Here is a 21,215-nt window from a genome sequence, read left to right on the forward strand (position 1 = left end):
ACCTCTTTATAACAACAAACAAATTTACAAAATGTTTTACAACTGCTTTTTTTAGGTGGTTATTTTTAAAAATAAATTAACATAACCCAACAAAGTTGGAAGCTCCTTTTTTATGAAATCTCAAGATATTCGTTCCACTTTTTTAAATTTTTTTCAAGAAAAATCGCATTTGGTAGTTCCTTCTGCTCCCATGGTTACTAAAGATGATCCAACATTAATGTTTGTGAATTCTGGAATGGCGCCTTTTAAAGAATATTTTTTAGGAAATGGAAAACCAAAAAAGAATAGAATTACTGACTCTCAAAAATGTTTACGTGTTTCAGGAAAACATAACGATTTAGAGGAAGTTGGCTATGATACCTACCACCATACATTATTTGAAATGTTAGGAAATTGGTCTTTTGGAGATTATTTTAAGAAGGAAGCAATTTCTTGGGCTTGGGAGTTACTGACTGAAGTCTACAAAATAGATAAAGAAATTTTATATGTAACTGTTTTTGAGGGAAGTAATGATGCTGATAATCTTAATATGGATACAGAAGCATATGATTTATGGAAACAACATATTTCTGAAGACCGGATTTTAAAGGGAAACAAAAAAGATAATTTTTGGGAAATGGGTGAACAAGGACCTTGTGGACCATGTTCTGAAATTCATGTTGATATACGTTCTGCAGAAGAAAAAGCAAAAGTTGATGGTAGAACTTTAATCAATGAAGACCATCCTCATGTTGTAGAAATTTGGAATTTAGTTTTTATGCAATACAATCGGAGAGCTTCAGGCGATTTAGAGAATTTACCAAACAAACATATAGATACAGGCATGGGCTTCGAGCGTCTTTGTATGGTTTTGCAAGGGGTTCAATCTAACTATGATACGGATGTTTTTACACCCATAATTAAAGAAATAGAAACCATTACGGATACAAAATATGGTACTAATGAAAAACAAGATATTGCAACTCGTGTAATTTCTGATCATGTAAGAGCTGTTGCTTTTTCAATTGCTGATGGTCAGTTACCAAGTAATACAGGATCAGGTTACGTAATACGTAGAATTTTAAGAAGAGCTGTAAGGTATGGTTTTACCTTCCTCAATAAAAAAGAACCTTTTATTTACAAATTAGTTGCTGTTTTAAGTGAGAAAATGGGAGCTGCTTTCCCTGAATTAAAAGCTCAAAAACAATTGATTGAAAATGTAATTAAAGAAGAAGAGACCTCTTTTTTAAGGGCTTTAGATCAAGGTTTAATTTTATTAGACGGTATTGTATCTTCAGCAGAAACGAAAGAAATTTCTGGCGATAAAGCTTTTGAATTGTATGATACTTATGGCTTTCCTATCGATTTAACTGCTTTAATTTTATCTGAAAAAGGATATACTTTAGATGAAAAAGGATTTGAAATTGAACTTCAAAAACAAAAAAATAGATCTAGAGCTGCTAGCGAAATATCTACAGATGATTGGACTATTTTGAATGATGACGCTGTTGAAGAATTTATTGGTTACGATGCATTAGAAACGAATGTAAAAATTACGAGACACAGAAAAGTTACCTCTAAAAAAGATGGTGAAATGTATCAATTAGTTTTTAATTTAACTCCTTTTTATCCAGAAGGTGGCGGTCAAGTTGGTGATAAAGGATATTTAGAAACGGCCCATGGCGATGTTGTTTACATTTTAGACACCAAGAAAGAAAACAATGTTATTATTCATTTTACTAAAAACCTTCCAAAACACATTAACGAGACTTTTAAAGCGGTTGTAGATGCAAAACAACGTTACGTAACGGAATGCAATCACACAGCTACTCATTTATTACATCAAGCATTAAGAGAAGTTTTAGGAAAACATGTAGAACAAAAAGGCTCGGCTGTTCACTCAAAACATTTACGTTTCGACTTTTCTCATTTTTCTAAAATGTCCGTTGATGAATTAAGAGAAGTTGAGAATTTTGTAAATAGAAGAATTGCAGGTAAACTTCCTTTAGAAGAAAAAAGAAACATTCCAATGCAACAAGCAATTGAGGAGGGAGCAATGGCCTTGTTTGGTGAAAAATATGGAGACACCGTTCGGACTATAAAATTCGGAAAATCGATAGAACTCTGTGGTGGAACTCACGTAAAAAACACAGGTGATATTTGGCATTTCAAAATAAAATCTGAAGGGGCAGTTGCCGCAGGAATTAGAAGAATTGAAGCGATTACCAATGATGCCGTAAAAGATTTTTATTTCGAAAATAACAGAGCTTTATTTGAAATTAAAGACTTGTTAAATAACACAAAAGAACCTGTGAAAGCAGTAAAGAAATTACAGGAAGAAAATACTTCTTTGCAAAAACAAATTGAACAATTATTAAAAGATAAAGCTCAAAATTTAACGGGCGAAATTAAAAATCAATTGCAAGAAATTAATGGCGTTCAATTCTTAGCTACAAAAGTAGATTTAGATCAAAATGGTATTAAAAACTTAGCATTTGCTATTGGAAAAGAATATAAAAATTTATTCTTGCTCTTTGCAACTTCAGAGAAAAAAGACAAAGCGATGCTAACATGCTACATTTCTAAAGAATTAGCAAACGAACGCGGATATAATGCAGGAACAGTTGTAAGAGAATTGGGTAAATTAATTCATGGCGGTGGTGGCGGTCAAAATTTCTTTGCAACTGCAGGTGGTAAAAATCCTGGTGGAATTTCTAAAGCTTTAGAAAGAGCAAAAGATTATTTGGTTTAAATTAAACCTTTTTCTAAATTTTAGGGGATACTCCTGAAATTGATGCACAAGTTGATGAAAAAGAAGGCGTGCAAATGCAATTCGATTTTAGAAATATTTACAGTACTATTTTAACAGATTGGCTAGGAGCAACAAAAGCTGAGTCTAATACAATCTTGTTTGACGAATTTGATTCTTTGCCCATTTTTAAACAAGGATGCTCAGCAGCACTCTCTTCAGAAAATTTTTCATTAGAAAAACTTAAAATTAACCTATTTCCAAATCCAACAATGGATTTCATAAACATCGAATTTATTGGAAATAACGAACAAGTAAAATTTACTTTGTACAATACAACTGGTGCCGTTGTAAAAGAAATTACAAATAAAAAATATACTGCTTTTAAACACACCTTAAGTATAGATATAAAAAACTTAGCGAAAGGCAATTACTTTGTGTATTATCAATCAAAAGGATTTTCTAAAACAAAAAAAATATTGAAGTATTAATTTTTAAGCTAATTTCGCTCCAGTTAATATGCACTCATGAAGCTCCAAACTCAAATTCCGCTAAAAAAAGAAACTAAAAATCTAATAAATTATGATTCTAATATTTTTTTGCTAGGCTCTTGCTTTTCAGAAAATATTGGAAACAAATTAAACCACTTTAAATTTCAATCAATTCAAAATCCATTTGGCATACTTTTTCATCCAAAAGCAATAGAGACCTTAATTACAAATGCAGTCAATCAAAAAGTATATTCCAGTGAAGATGTTTTTCTCCAAAATGAAGTTTGGCATTCTTTTGATGTGCATTCTAGTTTAAGTTCTGAAAACGACAAATCACTTTTAAAAAAAATAAATTCTGCAATCTCAGTAACTAATAAAAAGTTAAAAGAAGCCTCTCATATTATTATTACTTTAGGAACCTCTTGGGTTTACAGATTTATAGAAACAGACACTATTGTTGCCAATTGTCATAAAATTCCGCAGAAAAAATTTTTGAAAGAATTATTAACTGTTGATGAAATTACCAAAAGTTTGTCAACGATATTAGTACTTTTAAAATCTATAAATAAAAATATACATATCACTTTTACCGTTTCTCCAATAAGACATTTAAAAGATGGCTTTGTAGAAAACACCCAAAGTAAATCAAATTTAATTTCAGCAATTCATACTATACTTGTGGATACGAATGTCTCTTATTTTCCTTCTTATGAAATTATGATGGACGAATTACGTGATTATCGTTTTTATGCAGAAGACATGATTCATCCAAATAAAACAGCTATAAATTACATTTGGGAGAAATTTGTAGATACTCGGTTTTCTGAAGAATCCTTGCCAACCATGAAAGAAATTGAAGCCATTCAAAAAGGAATCTTACATAGACCTTTTCATGAAAAATCCGAACAACATCAACATTTTTTAGAAAAAATAGTGAAGAGAAAAGAAAAAATAAAATCTCAGTTTCCATTTATAAAATTTTAGTCCAAATTAGTATCTTTACACAAAAAAAATAAAATGTCTAGAAAAGTTTTATCCCACTCTTTCATTTGTTTATTTTTTTCTCTTCTTTTCAATAATCTTATCTCAGCACAAACCTTTAATCGTATTGAAAAAGTAGCAGGATTAGGAATCCTTGAAGAAAATAATGGGGCATCTGTTGCCGATTATGATAATGATAACGATTTAGACATTTTTGTAGTAGCAAAAAGTATTGATAAAGCAGGAATTGAAAAAACACACAGTAAACTATTCAGAAATAACAACGATGGAACCTTTGAAGATGTTACCAAAGAATCCGGACTTTTAGGCATATTAACATCGGAAGAAGTTACTTTAGACAACAGTGCATTAGATGGATTTAAATATGGTGCTTCTTGGGGCGATTTTAATAACGACGGTTTTCCCGATATCATATTAACATATTCATTAAAAATTCAACTATACTTAAATAAAAGAGATGGTACATTTGAAGATGTAACCGACAGTGCGGGAATTCAAGGGTTTAATAACTGCATTACCCCAAGTGCTACTTGGTTTGACTACAATAATGACAGTTATTTAGATCTTTATATAACTACATGGGGGGACTGCGAGAGTGCGCAACTTTATGAAAACAATAAAGATGGAACTTTTGTTGACGTTTCGAATAAAATACAAGTAACTGGTAATGCATATTATTACCAAGCTTTTCCGTTTGATTTTAACAAAGATGGCTTGATGGATTTGTATATTACCAATGATTTATTTAACTCCAATCCGCTACTTATAAATCAAAACTCTAATAATCTAATTGATGACGCCACTACTTATAAAGTTCAAAATAATGGTAATGACATGGGTATTGCAATTGGAGATTATAATGGGGATGGCCATTTTGATTTATACGTAACTAATATTAATGAAAACTTTTTACTTAAAAGTAATGGAGATAATACTTTTACAGATGTCGCCTCAGAAAAAAATGTAAAAGATGTCGGATGGTCTTGGGATGCTAAACTTGCAGATTTCGATCTGGATGGTGATGAAGATTTATTTGTAGTAAATGGATACGATTTTGCGTTTACAGATGAAGAATTTAATGCGTATTATAAAAACTTATTAAACGAAGGTCAGGAAACTTTTGTTGATATCTCGGAAGATATAAATTTAAAAGATTTAACAACAAGTGTTAGTGCGCAACCTTTTGATTTTGACAACGATGGTGATTTAGATCTTTTTGTTACAAACAGTGATAGATCTTCTTATTTTTATGAAAACAAAACGCTCAATTTTAACGAAACGAATAATCTAAAATGGTTTAAAGTTAAATTACAAGGTACAAATTCAAATAGAGATGCCATTGGTGCAACCTTAACCTTAACTACTTCGAATAGAACTATAAAAAGATATTACAATGGTGTTGGGTTTTTAAATCAAAGTTTAGCACCTGTTCATTTTGGATTAAATAATGATTCTGAGGTTTTAGAATTATCTATTCATTGGCCATCAGGATTAATAGAAACCTATCAAAATATAAATACGAACACGACTATTAAAGCTACAGAAGGCAACGGATATAAGGTTTTAGATATTGAGCCCAGTATTAAGGTTTCTGGATGTACAGACCCTAACTCATGCACGTACAACCCTAGAGCTTACATAGATGATGGTTCATGCGAATATTTACAAATAGCAGAAATTACTGGAAATACAAATTCAGGGTTTTTAAAAGAAGAAATTTACACCTATCCTTTGCCGACGAATTCAACTTCAGCATGGTCGATAATTGGTGGAGAAATTATAGAAGGACAAGGAACTAATGCCGTTAAAGTAAAATGGGGAGTTGAAGAAAAAGGCATCATTTCGGTTAAAGAAGTTACCCCAAATTGTGCAAGTGCTCCCGTAAATTTAGAAGTCCAATTAAATATTAATGCGATATCATTAGACAAATCTATTGCTAGAATTTGGAATGAAGTGCTTTTACAAGCTATTAGAAATGATTTCGCCAGACCCACCGTGCATGCTAGAAATCTTTTTCATATTAGTGTTGCCTTGTATGATACATGGGCAATATATAATGAAATGGCAAAGCCTTATTTAATTGGTAATGATGTGCATAACTTCAGTAGTGAACTTTTGGAATTTGTACCTAAAGAAAGTATTGAAATATCAATAAAAAAAACAATAAGCTATGCTGCATATCGTTTGCTTAGCCAACGTTTTAAAAACTCTCCTGGATTCGATTCCTCAAAAATAAGATTCGACTTAATTATGAATCAATTAGGATTTGATATAAATTATACTTCATTAGATTATACCTCTGGAAATGCTGCCGCACTTGGAAATTATATTGCTGATGAAATTATTAAATATGGCAAAATTGATGGTTCGAGAGAACAAACAAATTATGATAATGCATATTATACGCCCTTCAATGATCCTTTATTACCAATTTTTTCAGGAAATAGTTCAATTCAAGATCCGAATAGGTGGCAACCTCTAAGTCTTAGTTCTTTTATAGACCAAAGCGGTAACCTCATAGATGGCGGTGCTGCTCAATTTTTAAACCCAGAATGGGGCAATGTTTCTCCTTTTGCGCTTACAAATGATGATGTTGTAACATATCAAAGAGATAGTAATAATTTTTTAGTTTATAATGATCCTTCAGACCCTCCATATATTCATGCAGTGAATAATGCTTCATCAAGTGATGCCTATAAATGGGGATTTTCTTTAGTATCCATTTGGGGGTCTCACCTAGATGCTAATGATGGTGTTATTTGGGACATCTCTCCAAAATCTATTGGTAATATTTCTAGTACATCTTTTCCAGATGACTTCCGAAATTACTCAGATTTTTACAAGCTGTTTGAAGGTGGAGATATGAGTGAAGGTAGGCCAATAAACCCAAAAACAAATACAAGTTATGAAACGCAACTTGTTCCAAGAGGAGATTATACCAGAGTACTAGCAGAGTTTTGGGCAGATGGCCCAGATTCTGAAACACCACCAGGGCATTGGTTCTCGATTCTTAATTATGTAAATGACAATCCTTTAACAACCAAAAAATTTGAAGGTGATGGAGAAGTACTTGAGGCTCTTGAATGGGATGTAAAATCTTATTTTATACTTGGCGGAGCGATGCACGATGCTGCAATTTCTGCTTGGAGTATAAAAGGCTGGTACGATTACATTCGTCCAATTTCTGCAATTCGATATATGACCGACAAAGGACAAAGTTCAGATCCTGCAGCGCCAAACTTTCATCCAGAAGGAATTAAATTAATAGACAATTATATAGAGATCGTAAAAGAAAATGATCCACTGGTTGGCAATAGCTCGCAGCATTTAGGAAAAATAAAAGTATATACATGGAAAGGACATGATAATATTCAAAATGTAGAAACAGATCAAGCTGGTGTTGGTTGGATATTAGCGGAAAACTGGTGGCCTTATCAACGTCCTTCATTTGTGACTCCACCATTTGCTGGTTTCGTATCGGGGCATTCCACATTTTCACGAGCAGCTGCAGAAGTTTTAACATTAATCACTGGTGATGAATATTTTCCTGGTGGTCTAGGTGAATTTATTGCTAAGAAAAATGAGTTTTTAGTTTTTGAAGAAGGACCTTCTCAAGATGTTACTTTGCAATGGGCTACTTATAGAGATGCTTCAGATCAATGCAGTTTATCTAGGATTTGGGGTGGTATTCATCCTCCTGCTGATGATATTCCAGGTAGAAAAATTGGTCAAAAATTAGGCATAGATGCATTTAATTTCGCAGTAGCTTATTTTGAAGGAAAAACGGCTCATACTTCTAAATATTCGGTTGTAAACAGCGTATTCCCAAATCCAGTAAAAAACAGAGAATTATATGTAACTAATACTAATTTTGAAGATACTTTTAAACTATTCGATATTACTGGAAGAGAAATATCTTCTTTTCAAAAAATCTTTAATGATCATAAAAAAGAAACTCGAATAAAACTACCAGCATCTTTAACTTCTGGTGTTTATCTTTTAAAAATTAATAATACTAGTACTTTCATAATAAAAGAATAATTCTGGTTTTAAAAATCTCTACAAATTCATCTGCCTTGTCCTAAAAAATATTTTATCTCCAAGGCTACAAAGAGATTTTTTCTGACTAAATGATATTTCTGTATACCAGTTTTTAGAAAATTTAGTTATTGTATTTTAATACTTTAGATTTTTATCGTTCTAAATGTTAGCAACATTTTGCCAAGGGCCTCCATTAATAACATCAATTCCGTTTTGCGCTAAAAACTGGGCTGCTTGACCACTTCTAGCACCACTTCTACAAACAGCAATCACAGGTTTATTCCAAGATTTTATTTGCTCAATTTCTAAAGGAATTATTGTTAAAACAATATGTTTTGAACCTTCTACATGCCCTTCATCCCATTCTGCTTTTGTTCTTACGTCTAAAACGACTGCTCCTTTTTCTAAATATTCTTTAATTTCTTGACCCATATTTTTTCTTTTAAATAAGTTAAATAAACCCATGCTCTATTATTAATTTTTACACAAAACTAATCCATTTTCAATTAGTTTTGTGTAGCTTTTGTTACATTTTAACTCCTCTAATCTTTCTAAGATTAAAGATTTTAATTTGTAATTGTTTTGCAAAGCTAGTTCATAGATTTCTATATTCAATAACCAATCTTGAGAAAAATTTGTTTTTAACTGATTAAATATTTCTGTTATTTTTTCTTCTGACGCAGAACCTGTTTCGCGCATTTTTTTTACTTGGTCGTATAAAGAGTATAATTCTTTTTCAGATTCTGTGTAATTAATTTTATGAGTTTTAACCTCAGAAACTCTACTATTATCTTTAAATGAATCTACGTCAGCAGCACCAGCATAGGCAGAAATAACTTCTTTACCTATTGCCATATCGTAAATTCCCCATTCTGGTTGAAATAGAATTTCACCTTTATAAGTTACTGTGCATTCATCTAAAGAGATGATTAAAATTCGACCTCTTAAATCTCTTGTTCCAGTAATTGCTTTTCCTTTCACAATAACTCCACTTTCAAACTCTAAAGTCATCACTTCACCCTCATAGATTCCGTAAGCCTTTAAATCTCTAGGGCTCATATTTTCAATTGGTAAATTAATTCCTTTTAATTTGCCAACCGGACTTCCAAAACCTCCTGGATGGCTTGTAATTCCATGACCAATTAATTCTTTATCTCTGTTGGCCAATGCGGTTTCCCCTGTTGTTTGAAAATAGGCAACTTTGTTGTTTTTATGTTTAATTACTTTTGTAAAAACTCCAGAAATTTGAATTCCAGTTGTTAATTCTATTGTTCCTAAATTTTTTGAATGCATCAACTTTTGAATACCTTTTAAACCTCCAGTTCTTAAAGCCATTGTATTGGCGAATTCATTTAAAACTAAACTTAAATAGGCAAAATCTGGGGTTACAAATAATTGAGGTTGCGGTTTTGTAATATCAAAATTGAGGTTTGCTGCTTCAATTGAATAAGAAAGTTTTTTAACCTCCTTCTTCATACACCAATCACTCTCTCCAATAGAAGACAATAATCCTGCACCATAAATCTTGGGATTTTCTAAAGTACCTATTAAACCATATTCTACAGTCCACCAATGTAAATTTCTAATTTGTGCCATTTCTGACAATTCACCCATATTATTTTGCAACCACTCAACTTTTTCTTGAGCATCATCAATTTCATTTTGCAGTGAATTTGGGTCTTCTTTTAAAATGGACAAAAGCCGAATAGCTTCATACATTTCATAATCTTTAGAGGATGAGATTGCTTTACTTCCTATTTCTCCAAAACGTCTTAAATATTCTGAATATTCTGGATTTGAAATGATAGGTGCATGACCTGCTGCTTCATGAATAATATCTGGTGCAGGCGTATATTCAATATGATTAATTGTTCGCATATCTGAAGCAATAACTAAAACATTATATGCTTGAAACTCCATAAAAGCATTTGGAGGAATAAAACCATCTACAGAGACTGCCGCCCAACCAATTCCTTTTAAAATTCTATTCATTCCCTCCATACGAGGAATATTTTCAATAGAAATTCCCGTTTTTTCAAGTCCCGTTAAATAAGATTTATGAGCAACTTTACTGAGATAAGCAATATTCATCCTCATAACATATCTCCAAACAGCCTGATTTTGAGCAGTATATTCATCATAAGGTTGTTTAACCACAAACTTATGCAAGTGTTTAGGTAACTTTTTAGTTACTTCGTTCATTTCAAAATGTGCTTTCATTCAATATTTCATAAAATTTACCCCGTAAAATTACGAATTTTGTAATAAGCGCACTCCTTTTTTCTTGTTAAAAGTAAGATAAGAAGTTATAAATTGATATTGAAAACACTAAAATAAATTTTGAAATATTAAAAATATAAATAAAAACTTCAAAAGGGGAATAAATAGAAACAGATAAAAAATGATGGCAGATTTACGAATTCAATTATTCTAATAATTTAAGTTATCGGTTTCGTGAAAATTTCATAAAACCATTAAAATCTTTCTTATTTTTACTGATTAAATTAAGACAATGAACAAGAAAATTATACTAATGATTTTGGATGGATGGGGTATTACGCAAGACCCAAAAGTATCCGCTATTTACAATGCTAAAACACCTTTTATAAACGGTTTATATAATAAATACCCTAATGCTGAATTAAGAACCGATGGAGAACATGTTGGTTTGCCTGAAGGGCAAATGGGGAATTCTGAAGTTGGACACATGAACCTTGGTGCTGGAAGAATTGTTTATCAAAATTTAGCTAGAATAAACAAAGCTGTAAAAGAAAAGACATTAGGGCAAGAAAAAGTATTAATTGATACTTTTAAATATGCTAAAGAAAATAATAAAAATGTTCATTTATTAGGATTAGTTTCTAATGGAGGAATCCACGCACACATTGACCATTTAAAAGGAATTTTAGACGTTGCAAAAGAAAATGAAGTTGAGAATATATTTTTGCATGCATTTACAGATGGTAGAGATTGTGATCCAAAATCTGGCACCTATTTCATCAACGAAGTGCAAGAATACATGAAAGAAAGTACTGGCGAATTAGCAACTGTTACTGGACGTTATTACGCAATGGATAGAGATAATAGATGGGACCGTGTTAAAACGGCCTATGATGGAATTGTAAATGCTGTCGGTCTAAAAACTAGAGATATTTTAGGGACAATCAACAAAAATTATGAAAAAGGTTTAACCGATGAATTTCATAAACCGATTATTCTTACCAATGAAGATGGATCTCCAAAAGCACAAATAAAAGAAGGTGATGCCATTATTTTCTTCAATTATAGAACCGATAGAGGGAGAGAATTAACAAATGCTTTATCTCAAAATGATTTTCCTGAATTTGGAATGAGGAAGTTAAATTTGTATTACACGACAATGACTTTATATGATGCCTCTTTTAAAGGAATTAATGTTATTTATAATACTGATAATATTAAAAACACGTTAGGTGAAGTTTTATCTGTGGCAGGCAAAAAACAAATAAGAATTGCAGAAACAGAAAAATATCCGCATGTGACTTTCTTCTTTTCTGGAGGTCAAGAAGCACCCTTTGAAGGTGAATCTCGAATTTTAAGAAACTCTCCAAAAGTTGCCACGTATGATTTAAAACCAGAAATGTCTGCTTATGAATTGAAAGATGCACTTTGTGAAGATTTAGAAAAAGGCGAAGCAGATTTTGTTTGTTTAAACTTTGCAAATGGAGATATGGTTGGCCATACCGGAATTATGGAAGCAGCAATTAAAGCTTGTGAAGCTGTAGATGAATGTGCAAAAGCAGTCATAGAAACAGGCTTAGCAAATGGCTATTCAATTTTATTAATTGCCGATCATGGTAACTGTGAAACCATGATGAATCCTGACGGTTCACCACATACTGCACACACCACAAATCCTGTTCCTTTTATTTTAATTGATGAAGAAATCAAATCAATAAAAAGCGGTATCTTGGGTGATATAGCTCCAACAATTTTAGAATTAATGGGTGTTGAACAACCAAAAGAAATGACTCAAAAATCCCTCTTATAATGACAAAAAATAGTATACTTATTTTCTTGACCACCTTTATTTTTGCCTGTAGTTCAAATAAAAAAATCATAGAAACGCAATCCAAAGAAAGTAAGAAAGTAGAAAAAAAATTAGTTGAAAAGAAAGAACCGATTCAAAAAATTGCCAGAGAAATAACAGCAAAAAAAGATAAAAATGGTTATCTAATTGGCATTGCAAATAAAGAATCATTTCAAGATGCCTCTTTTAAAGAATGGTTTAACAGCAGATTCTTTGAGTACACACCGGATGAAAAAACCATTAACGAATTAACAAATGCCTTAAAAGGCTATACAATAATAGGTTTTATGGGCACTTGGTGTGGAGATAGCAAAAGAGAAACTCCTCGTTTTTATAAAATTTTAGAGCAAACTGATTTTGATGAAAATAATTTTGAATTAATCACTGTAAATAGAAGTAAAAAAACACCAAATAATCTTCAAGAAGGATTTAATATTATAAGAGTACCAACTTTTATTTTTTATAAAGAAGGTAAAGAAGTTGGACGTTATGTAGAGTATCCGAGGGAAACTATAGAAAAAGATATTTTAAAGATTGTTTCAAGGCAACCTTATAAACACTCTTACGATAAAAGCAAGTAGTGATACTTTATTAAATAATAAATCCTAATAAATATAGTAACTTTGCGGTTCAATTTTTTAAAATGATTAAAATTAAAACCATAGAAGAAATAGAAATTATGCGCGAAAGTGCCTTAGTAGTTTCCAAAACATTAGGGATGCTTGCAAAAGAGGTAAAACCGGGTGTTTCTACTTTATTTTTAGACAAACTTGCTGAAGATTTTATTCGAGAACAAGGAGCGATTCCTGGTTTTTTAGGCTTATACGATTTCCCAAATACACTTTGTATGAGTCCTAACTCACAAGTTGTGCATGGAATACCGAATAAAAATCCTTTACAAGAAGGTGATATTATTTCTATAGATTGTGGCGCTTTAAAAAATGGCTTTTATGGAGACCACGCCTACACTTTTGCTATTGGTGAAATTGACGATGAAATCAAAAAATTACTAGACGTTACTAAAGAAAGTTTGTACGTTGGCATCAGAGAATTTAAGGCTGGTAATAGAGTTGGTGATGTGGGTTTTGCTATTCAAAATTTTACTGAAAAGCATGGTTATGGTGTTGTTCGAGAACTCGTAGGTCATGGTTTGGGGCGCGAAATGCATGAAGATCCAGAAATGCCAAATTACGGAAAAAGAGGAAGAGGAAAGAAATTTGCTGAGGGAATGGTTGTTGCCATTGAACCCATGACAAATTTGGGAACTCATAAAATAAGGCAGCATTCTGACGGATGGACAATTACAACTTTAGACAACAAACCGTCTGCTCATTTTGAGCATGATGTTGCTATTGTTAATGGTAAGCCAGAATTACTATCAACCTTTAAATATGTAAATGAAGCTTTAGGAATTGTAACTGATGTAGAGAACGAATTTCGAAGCTAGATAAAACACAGAAATTCTCAGCGGAATAACTCTTTGAAAATTTAGTGTACAGCTATGAAAATATTCAAATCCATATTAAACACAATACCAAGACCTTGGCTAATAAAAGTTAGTTATACCGTTAGACCACTAATTGCTTTTTGGTTAAAAGGTAATACATATACAGATCCTATAGATGAAAAAAGTTTTCGTAAATTTTTACCCTATGGCTATGGTAAACAGCGTAAAAACGCTCTCTCCCCATCTACCTTATCATTAGAAAGACATCGGTTAATGTGGCTTTTTTTAAAAAATGACACCACCTTTTTTACCTCAAAAACTAAGCTAAAAGTTTTACATATTGCACCTGAACAATGTTTTCTAGACATTTTTAAAAAACAACAAAATTTAACGTATACAACCTCTGATTTAGAGTCTCCAATCGCTGATGTAAAAGCCGATATTTGTGATTTACCATTTAAAGATAATTCCTTTGATGTCGTTTTTTGCAATCATGTTTTAGAACACATTACAGATGATAAAAAGGCCATGCAAGAATTGTTTAGGGTCATGAAAAAAGGCGGTTTTGGAATTTTTCAAATTCCGCAAGATATGTCAAGAGAGAAAACTTTTGAAGATAATTCAATTATCGACAAAAAAGAACGTACTGAAATATTTGGTCAATATGATCATGTGCGAGTTTATGGTAAAGATTATTTTAACAAACTGCGCTCAGTAGGTTTTAAAGTGGATGAAATTGATTACACAAAAAAAATTACTACAGAAAAACTAGAACGATTTTGCTTAATGAAAAATGAAATTCTTCCTGTATGCTATAAAGAGTAATTGATTATTGTAAACAAAACTGTAATTTAAAATTCGAAATTGTGTGTGTATTAATCTCTCATCAACATCATATAGAAAAGAAATTACTACAGTAAAATAAATCCCTAATTGTAATTATATGTTGCATATTCTTCAATAATACCGCTTTTAGAAGAAAATAATAATATTACTTTTATACTTGGATTTTTAATTAAAAACTCTTTAGTTTTTTCTAAACCCATTGCCATAAATGCTGTAGCATAGGCATCTAAATCTGCACAATCTTTATTCGATATTACCGAGGCACTTAACAAATTACTTTCTGTTGCATAGCCCGTCTTTGGATTTATAGTGTGCACATATTTTTTTCCTTCACTAGAAATTCTAAATTTTCTATAATTACCTGAAGTAGCCATGGCCTTATTTGAGAGATTAATAGTTTTAAACCCATTATTATCATAAGAATTTACAGGATTAACTATTCTAATTAGCCAAGGTTTATTATTTTTTTTAAAACCTTTTGCTCGTATTTCTCCACCTATTTCAATTAAATAATTTTCTATTTTTTTTTGATCAAAAAAACGAGCAATAACATCAATGGCAAAACCTTTGGCTATTGAATTAAAATCTAGATATACCTTTGGATCTTCCTTTAAAACTTTACTATTTTTTAAAGTTATTTTCTCTAGACCTACAAACTTCATTTGCTCTTTTATTTCTGCATCTGTAAGGTCTTTTTTCTCATTTTTAGGTCCAAAACCATAAGCATTTACTAAGTTCCCTACAGTTGGATCAAAAAAGCCATCAGTTTCTTTATAAATTCTCTTCGATTTTTCAAATACTTCAGAAAAGATTGCATCTACAATAATTGTTGAATCTCCATTATTTATTTTAGAAATATCCGATTCAGAACTATAAGTGGATGTAGATGTATTCACCAATAAAAACAAACTATCTAAAGATTTTTGAAAGTTAATATTCGTATTATAATATTTGATTTTATACGATGTACCAAAAATAGGGCCTTCTAAAGTGTAATCTCTATTCTTCTTTTCCTGAGTGCAGGCCAATAACATTACCAAAACTGTAATAAAAGTAATAATATTCTGGAGTTTCATGAATTGAAGTTTTTTTTTACAAAAATAGTACATAAATTTTTCACAAAATCTTGTTAATCATACTTTTTATGTATTCTATTTGTTAAATTTGTCTACTCAATTTAATTTGTATACAATGAAAAAAATAGTAATATTATTAGTAACGGCTGTAATTATAAGTTCTTGTGTTTCAAAAAAAGAATTTGTTAATTTACAATCAAAACACGATCAAACAAAAACAGAATTGGTAGATGTAAAAGCTAATTTACAAAAGTGTTTAATTAAAAATGAGAAAGAATCTTCTAAAGTATTTGCTCTTGCAGAGCAAGTTAAATACTTAAAAGAAGATAAAAAGACTGCTTTAAAGCAAGTTGAAAATTTAACAGTTTTAACACAATCTTCTTCTGATAATATTAAGAATGTAATTTCTCAATTAAGTGAAAAAGATAAATATATAAATGGTGTTAGAGAAGCGATGACTAAAAAAGATTCTTTAAATCTTGCTATTAAATTTCATTTAACTAAAAATTTAACAGACGGCATACAGGATAAGGATATTGAAGTAAATGTTGAAAAGACTGTTGTATTTATCTCTATTTCTGACAAATTATTATTTAAAAGCGGAAGCTATAATGTAACAGACAAGGCTTACACTGTTTTAGAAAAAATTGCTAAAGTAATTAACAATCAACCTAAGATGGAAGTGATGATAGAAGGACATACGGACTCTACTCCTATTAAAAGAAATATCCTACAAGACAATTGGGATTTATCTGCTTTAAGAGCAACTTCTATTACTAGAATTCTGCAATACAAATATGGTGTAAAACCAGAAAGATTAATTGCTGCTGGTAGAAGTCAATATATCCCTTTAGCACCAAATGATACTGCTGAAAATAAATCAAAAAATAGAAGAACAAAAATTATCATCATGCCTAAATTAAATCAATTCTTTGATTTGTTAGAGCAAGATGCTTCTAAATAATTTTAGCACTTTTTAACCAATTTAAAACCAACTCAAAAAGAGTTGGTTTTTTTTTGTAAAATAATCATACATCTATTAAGTGTTATCGTTATATTAAAAACATCTTCATCGATTAAGGATATAAAATTTATGTTATCAATAACTTAAATAGTTAAAAATAGTTTGATCTTATCTAAATTATTTTAAAAAAAGTTACTGTAATTCCAAAGACATTCAACTAAGCATTTTGCTTAGTTGAATGTCTTTGGAAAAAACTTAATTTGTTGGTTATATTTTTATTTAAAAATATAACTTAAATATTCAATCAACTTTTTGTAATTCAAGGAATAACATACTTTAAATTTAAAAGATTAACTTTAAAGACTGTTATTACAAATAATTTTTAAGTATAATTATTTAAGACAAAAGTCGCCTTTATTACAATAACTAAAAGAACTAGATACAGTCTATTATTAAATGTATGTCATATAAAAAGCCAACATATCAAGATTTAGAAAAAGAAATTATTAAGTTAAAATCAGAAAACGAAATACTACAAAGTAACGACCGTTTCAATATGCTTTCAAAAGCATCTGATGATATGATTACAGTACACCAACCTGATGGTAAATACCTTTATTATAATGGCCCAACATGCTATGCAATTTCACCTAAAGAAATTGTTGGTAAAATGCCCGAAGATATTTTCAATAAAGATGTTTCCAAAAGAATTATGTCTGCATTTAAAAAAGTAAATAAAACTGGCGAAAGTGTAACTATAGAAGTTTTATTAGATTGGTTAGGAGAAAGAAAATGGTTTTCAGAATACATCTACCCTTTTAAAAATGCTAAAGGAGAAGTAATAGAAATTGTTAAAGTATGTAAAGACATTCATCAACGTAAAATTGCTCAGCAAGAAGTTGAAAATCAAAACATTGCCCTTCTTGGAAGTGCAAAAGAATTAAAAGCATCAAATAAAGCGTTTCATGAACTAAACAAAGAGCTTCATAATTCTAATAAAAAATTAACCTCTGCTAAAGAAATACTTGAAAAAAGTGAAATCAATCTTCGTACTCTAATGAATACCATACCAGATTTAATTTGGTTAAAATCAGAAGACGGAAGATATTTATTTGTAAATAATCGCTTCGAAGATTTTTTTGGTGCAAAAGAACAGGATATTGTTGGAAAAACAGATTATGACTTTGTGGATAAAGAACTTGCAGACTTGTTCAGAATGAATGATAAGAGAGCAATTTATAATGGAATTTCATCTGTAAATGAAGAAACTGTAGTCTTTGCAAATGACAAACACATTGAGCTATTGGAAACTACTAAAGTACCAGTTATTTCCAATGATAATAGTATTGTTGGGGTTTTAGGTATTGGAAGGGACATTACTGCAGAAAGAAAAGCAGAAAAAACTTTGAAAGCATCAAATAAAGCATACCGTAAACTAAATCAAGAGCTCAAAATATCGAATAAAAAATTAAGTAACGCAAAAAATACAATTGAAAAAAGCGAAATAAATCTTCGTACTTTAATGAATACCATACCAGATTTAATTTGGCTCAAATCAGAAGACGGAAGATATTTATTTGTAAATAATCGCTTCGAAGATTTTTTTGGTGCAAAAGAACAGGATATTGTTGGAAAAACAGATTACGAATTTGTGGATAAAGAAGTTGCAGACTTCTACATAGAAAAGGATAAGGAAGCAATTTCTAGTGGAGTTGCAAATGTAAGTGAAGATTATGCAATCTTTGCAAATGACAATCACGGTGAGCTGCTAGAAACTACTAAAGTACCAGTTATTTCTAAAGATAATAGTGTTATTGGGGTTTTAGGTTTTGCAAGGAACATTACTGCAAAGAAAAAAGTAGAAAATCTGACTCAAAAATTAAGTAGTATTGGTAACTGGCAATGGAATTTAAAAACAGGCGAAGCAGAATGGTCTGAAGAAATGTATAAAATTTATGGCCAATCAAAGGAAACTTTTTATCCTTCTTGCAAAAATGTTATGAGCGTAATTTTGCGAGAAGACTTGAAAACATTTCGTCAAAATATGGCGTTATTATACACTGATGAAATATTTTATCCTTTTGAGTTTAGAATAAAACGGCCATCTGGTAAAATTAGACACTTGCTTTCAATGTCTGCTGAAAAAAAATCTGGAGACATTACTTTTGGTTTAATTAAAGATATTACCAGAGAAAAAGAGAGAGAAAAAGAAAAAGAAAATTTTTTATTAAAATTAGAAAAAACTAAAAACGAATTAAATAAAGCTCAAGAATTAGGACAAATTGGTAGCTGGCTATTAAATCCTAAAAATAAAAAAGTGGAATGGTCAGAGGAAATGTATAAAATTTATGGCCAATCAAAGGAAACGTTTCATCCTTCTCACCAAAATATTATGAGCCTAATTTTGCGAAAAGACTTGAAAAAAGTTAATCAAAATATTGAGTTATTATTCGCTGATGAAATGTTTTCTCCTCTTGAGTTTAGAATAAAACGCCCATCTGGTGAAATTAGACACTTAACTTTAATGTCTGCTGAAAAAAGTCCTGAAAATACTATTTATGGTTTAATTAAAGATATTACCGAAAAAAAACAGCTAGAAAAAGAAAAAGAAAAGTCTTTATTAAAATTAGAAAAAACTAAAACCGAATTATTTGAAGCTCAAAAATTAGGACAAATTGGTAGCTGGCTATTAAATCCTAAAAATAAAAAAGTGGAATGGTCAGAGGAAAGCTATCATATTTGGGGTTTCGATTTCAATAAAAATATTCCCAAATATGATACCATTATTAATTTAATTCACCCCGATGATTTCGAATTCGTTATGAATTCTGTTAAAATAGTTAGTACAATGGGCATCCCGTTTGATATTAAATTTAGAATTTGTATTCCTAATAGACCTGAAAAAACATTAAGATCTGTTTGTAACCCAGTTAGAGATGCCAATGGTAATATTGTTAATTTAAAAGGAACAAACCAAGACATAACAGAACAGGTTAATCAAGAAAAGAAAGTTTTAAAAGTTGGATTAGATTCAAGAGCTATGAAATCTGCTGTAGATTTAGGTTGGTCATCAGCTGAATTTACAATGGAGGGAATTATTTTGAGAGCAAATTATAATTTTGTTACTGATTTTGGATATTCTTCAAAAAAGGAATTCATAGGAAAGCATCACAAAATATTTTATGACCCCTCTTATGAAAATTCTGATAGTTATGAACGTTTTTGGAAAGACCTAGCAAATGGTAAAAAACAAAAAGGGGAATTTAAGCGTATAAAAAAAGATGGTTCTACTATATGGATTCACGCAACTTATACGCCAGTTAAAGATGTTAATGGAAATTATTATAAGGTAATAAAAATAGCCAACGACATCTCAGAAATGGTGACAACTAGGTATAAAGTTACTGCTATTGCGAATGAATTACGCCAGTTTATCGAAACCGCAAACGCACCAATTTTTGGTATTGATAGCCAAGGACTGGTTAATGAATGGAATCAGACTTCAGAAAAAATTACTGGTTTTACAAAACAAGAAGTATTAGGAAAAGATTTAGTACAAACCTATATTAGACCAGACGACCAAGAAGCAGTAAAAAAAGTATTAGACAATGCGTTAGTTGGTTTAGAAACAGCAAATTTTGAATTCCCATTATTTACCAAAAACAAAGAACGGGTTATGGTTTTATTAAACTCTAGTACACGTAAAAATGCAAATGGAGACGTTACGGGTGTATTAGGAGTAGGACAAGATATTACAGAATTAGTTGGTTATCGTAATCAATTAGAGTTAAAAGTAAATCAAAGAACTTTAAAATTAAATGAAGCATTAAAAAAGGAAAAAGAATTAAGGGAATTAAAATCAAAATTTGTTTCAACAGCATCTCATGAATTTAGAACTCCTTTATCTTCAATAAATTTTGCTGCAGGATCTATTAAAAAATACTGGTCTAAAATGGAACCTAATGTGATAGAAAAAAAACTTCATAAAATTGAAGATCAAGTTATGCACATGACAAAATTATTAGATGATATTTTAATTGTTGGTCAAGCTGAAGCCGGTAAAATAATGTACAACCCTATACATCTTAATCTTGGAGACTTTATTTATGAAATAATTGAAGAGGTAGGTAATTCTCATAACAAACGACATAAAATATTACTAATTGATGATGAAAAATTAAAAAACACCTCTATTTTTATTGATGAAAAATTAGGAAGAAATATTTTTATCAATATAATAAGTAACGCTGTAAAATTTTCTCCAGATGCAGATACCGTTACTGTTGAATTTTCAACAGAGAAAAATTACACCGTTATATCCGTTATCGATTTTGGTATTGGAATTCCTAAAGCAGAGCTTTCAAATATATTTAACCCTTTTATTAGAGGAGAAAACGTAGATTTAATTCAAGGAACAGGTCTAGGATTATCTATTGTAAAAGAAGCTGTAGATGTTTTAGGAGGAAAAATCATTGTGAACAGTAAAATTGGCAAAGGAACCTCTTTTGTCGTTAAAATTCCAAAAAATTCTAAATGATTATTAAGAAAATA

Annotated in this window: 13 protein-coding genes; 10 read left to right on the forward strand and 3 right to left on the reverse strand. The window is 30.5% G+C overall.

Translation table 11 applies throughout. The annotated features are described in order from the left end of the window. Nucleotides 1-112: 112 nt before the first annotated feature. From alaS to ATE90_RS11360, 4 genes are all read left to right on the forward strand, one after another. Nucleotides 113-2,731 (forward strand): alanine--tRNA ligase, encoded by a 2,619-nt coding sequence (gene alaS, locus ATE90_RS11345; protein ID WP_101451425.1) that lies wholly within the window; start codon nucleotides 113-115, stop codon nucleotides 2,729-2,731. A 74-nt stretch (nucleotides 2,732-2,805) separates the two neighbouring features. Further along, nucleotides 2,806-3,219: a T9SS type A sorting domain-containing protein gene (locus ATE90_RS11350; RefSeq protein ID WP_101451426.1), complete on the forward strand. Its 414-nt coding sequence runs from the start codon at nucleotides 2,806-2,808 to the stop codon at nucleotides 3,217-3,219. Nucleotides 3,220-3,255: 36 nt separating this feature from the next. Continuing rightward, entirely contained in the window at nucleotides 3,256-4,203 is a 948-nt protein-coding gene (locus ATE90_RS11355; RefSeq protein WP_101451427.1) for a GSCFA domain-containing protein, read from the forward strand. Between the two features lie 33 nt (nucleotides 4,204-4,236). Further along, nucleotides 4,237-8,262, forward strand: a complete 4,026-nt coding sequence (locus ATE90_RS11360; protein WP_036788612.1) for an FG-GAP-like repeat-containing protein — start codon at nucleotides 4,237-4,239, stop codon at nucleotides 8,260-8,262. A 159-nt stretch (nucleotides 8,263-8,421) separates the two neighbouring features. Here ATE90_RS11360 and ATE90_RS11365 read toward each other — a convergent pair whose 3' ends face one another. Together ATE90_RS11365 and ATE90_RS11370 are read right to left on the reverse strand one after the other, a co-directional pair. Next, complete coding sequence (locus ATE90_RS11365) at nucleotides 8,422-8,694, reverse strand: rhodanese-like domain-containing protein (protein ID WP_036788727.1); 273 nt, start codon at nucleotides 8,692-8,694, stop codon at nucleotides 8,422-8,424. Between the two features lie 42 nt (nucleotides 8,695-8,736). Next, complete coding sequence (locus tag ATE90_RS11370; RefSeq protein WP_036788609.1) at nucleotides 8,737-10,482, reverse strand: aromatic amino acid hydroxylase; 1,746 nt, start codon at nucleotides 10,480-10,482, stop codon at nucleotides 8,737-8,739. A gap of 292 nt (nucleotides 10,483-10,774) precedes the next feature. On the opposite strand from ATE90_RS11370, the gene gpmI reads away from it, so the two are divergent. The 4 genes from gpmI to ATE90_RS11390 all read left to right on the forward strand — a co-directional run bounded on the left by gpmI (nucleotide 10,775) and on the right by ATE90_RS11390 (nucleotide 14,603). Continuing rightward, nucleotides 10,775-12,292: a 2,3-bisphosphoglycerate-independent phosphoglycerate mutase gene (gene gpmI / locus ATE90_RS11375; protein ID WP_036788606.1), complete on the forward strand. Its 1,518-nt coding sequence runs from the start codon at nucleotides 10,775-10,777 to the stop codon at nucleotides 12,290-12,292. Beyond that, nucleotides 12,292-12,912 (forward strand): thioredoxin family protein, encoded by a 621-nt coding sequence (locus tag ATE90_RS11380; protein ID WP_036788603.1) that lies wholly within the window; start codon nucleotides 12,292-12,294, stop codon nucleotides 12,910-12,912. The genes gpmI and ATE90_RS11380 overlap by 1 nt, the downstream gene beginning before the upstream one ends. A 62-nt stretch (nucleotides 12,913-12,974) precedes the next feature. Next, on the forward strand, nucleotides 12,975-13,778 hold the full coding sequence (gene map / locus ATE90_RS11385) for a type I methionyl aminopeptidase (RefSeq protein WP_036788600.1): 804 nt from the start codon (nucleotides 12,975-12,977) through the stop codon (nucleotides 13,776-13,778). Between the two features lie 54 nt (nucleotides 13,779-13,832). Beyond that, nucleotides 13,833-14,603 carry a class I SAM-dependent methyltransferase gene (locus tag ATE90_RS11390; protein ID WP_036788597.1) on the forward strand — a complete coding sequence of 257 codons (771 nt, stop codon included), beginning with the start codon at nucleotides 13,833-13,835 and terminating at the stop codon, nucleotides 14,601-14,603. Nucleotides 14,604-14,707: 104 nt separating this feature from the next. Here ATE90_RS11390 and ATE90_RS11395 read toward each other — a convergent pair whose 3' ends face one another. Then, nucleotides 14,708-15,700, reverse strand: coding sequence for an FAD:protein FMN transferase (locus tag ATE90_RS11395; RefSeq protein ID WP_101451428.1), 993 nt, complete (start codon nucleotides 15,698-15,700; stop codon nucleotides 14,708-14,710). 115 nt (nucleotides 15,701-15,815) lie between these two features. Between ATE90_RS11395 and ATE90_RS11400 the strand changes: the two genes are divergently transcribed. Continuing rightward, on the forward strand, nucleotides 15,816-16,664 hold the full coding sequence (locus ATE90_RS11400) for an OmpA/MotB family protein (RefSeq protein ID WP_036788591.1): 849 nt from the start codon (nucleotides 15,816-15,818) through the stop codon (nucleotides 16,662-16,664). Nucleotides 16,665-17,124: 460 nt separating this feature from the next. After that, a complete protein-coding gene (locus ATE90_RS11405; protein WP_101451429.1) occupies nucleotides 17,125-21,201 on the forward strand; it encodes a PAS domain S-box protein in 4,077 nt (1,358 codons plus the stop codon). The last annotated feature ends 14 nt before the right edge of the window (nucleotides 21,202-21,215 follow it).

Origin of the sequence: Polaribacter sp. Hel1_33_96, from assembly GCF_002846595.1 — a bacterium.
In the GTDB taxonomy this organism is placed as follows: Bacteria; Bacteroidota; Bacteroidia; order Flavobacteriales; family Flavobacteriaceae; genus Polaribacter.

Excerpts from the sequence above, each read along its gene's own strand:
- ATE90_RS11390 (WP_036788597.1), top strand. The coding sequence starts at position 13,833 with ATGAAAATATTCAAATCCATATTAAACACAATACCAAGACCTTGGCTA.
- ATE90_RS11395 (WP_101451428.1), bottom strand. The coding sequence starts at position 15,700 with ATGAAACTCCAGAATATTATTACTTTTATTACAGTTTTGGTAATGTTA.
- ATE90_RS11380 (WP_036788603.1), top strand. The coding sequence starts at position 12,292 with ATGACAAAAAATAGTATACTTATTTTCTTGACCACCTTTATTTTTGCC.
- ATE90_RS11360 (WP_036788612.1), top strand. The coding sequence starts at position 4,237 with ATGTCTAGAAAAGTTTTATCCCACTCTTTCATTTGTTTATTTTTTTCT.
- ATE90_RS11370 (WP_036788609.1), bottom strand. The coding sequence starts at position 10,482 with ATGAAAGCACATTTTGAAATGAACGAAGTAACTAAAAAGTTACCTAAA.
- map (WP_036788600.1), top strand. The coding sequence starts at position 12,975 with ATGATTAAAATTAAAACCATAGAAGAAATAGAAATTATGCGCGAAAGT.
- ATE90_RS11350 (WP_101451426.1), top strand. The coding sequence starts at position 2,806 with ATGCAATTCGATTTTAGAAATATTTACAGTACTATTTTAACAGATTGG.
- ATE90_RS11405 (WP_101451429.1), top strand. The coding sequence starts at position 17,125 with ATGTCATATAAAAAGCCAACATATCAAGATTTAGAAAAAGAAATTATT.
- alaS (WP_101451425.1), top strand. The coding sequence starts at position 113 with ATGAAATCTCAAGATATTCGTTCCACTTTTTTAAATTTTTTTCAAGAA.
- ATE90_RS11400 (WP_036788591.1), top strand. The coding sequence starts at position 15,816 with ATGAAAAAAATAGTAATATTATTAGTAACGGCTGTAATTATAAGTTCT.
- ATE90_RS11365 (WP_036788727.1), bottom strand. The coding sequence starts at position 8,694 with ATGGGTCAAGAAATTAAAGAATATTTAGAAAAAGGAGCAGTCGTTTTA.
- ATE90_RS11355 (WP_101451427.1), top strand. The coding sequence starts at position 3,256 with ATGAAGCTCCAAACTCAAATTCCGCTAAAAAAAGAAACTAAAAATCTA.
- gpmI (WP_036788606.1), top strand. The coding sequence starts at position 10,775 with ATGAACAAGAAAATTATACTAATGATTTTGGATGGATGGGGTATTACG.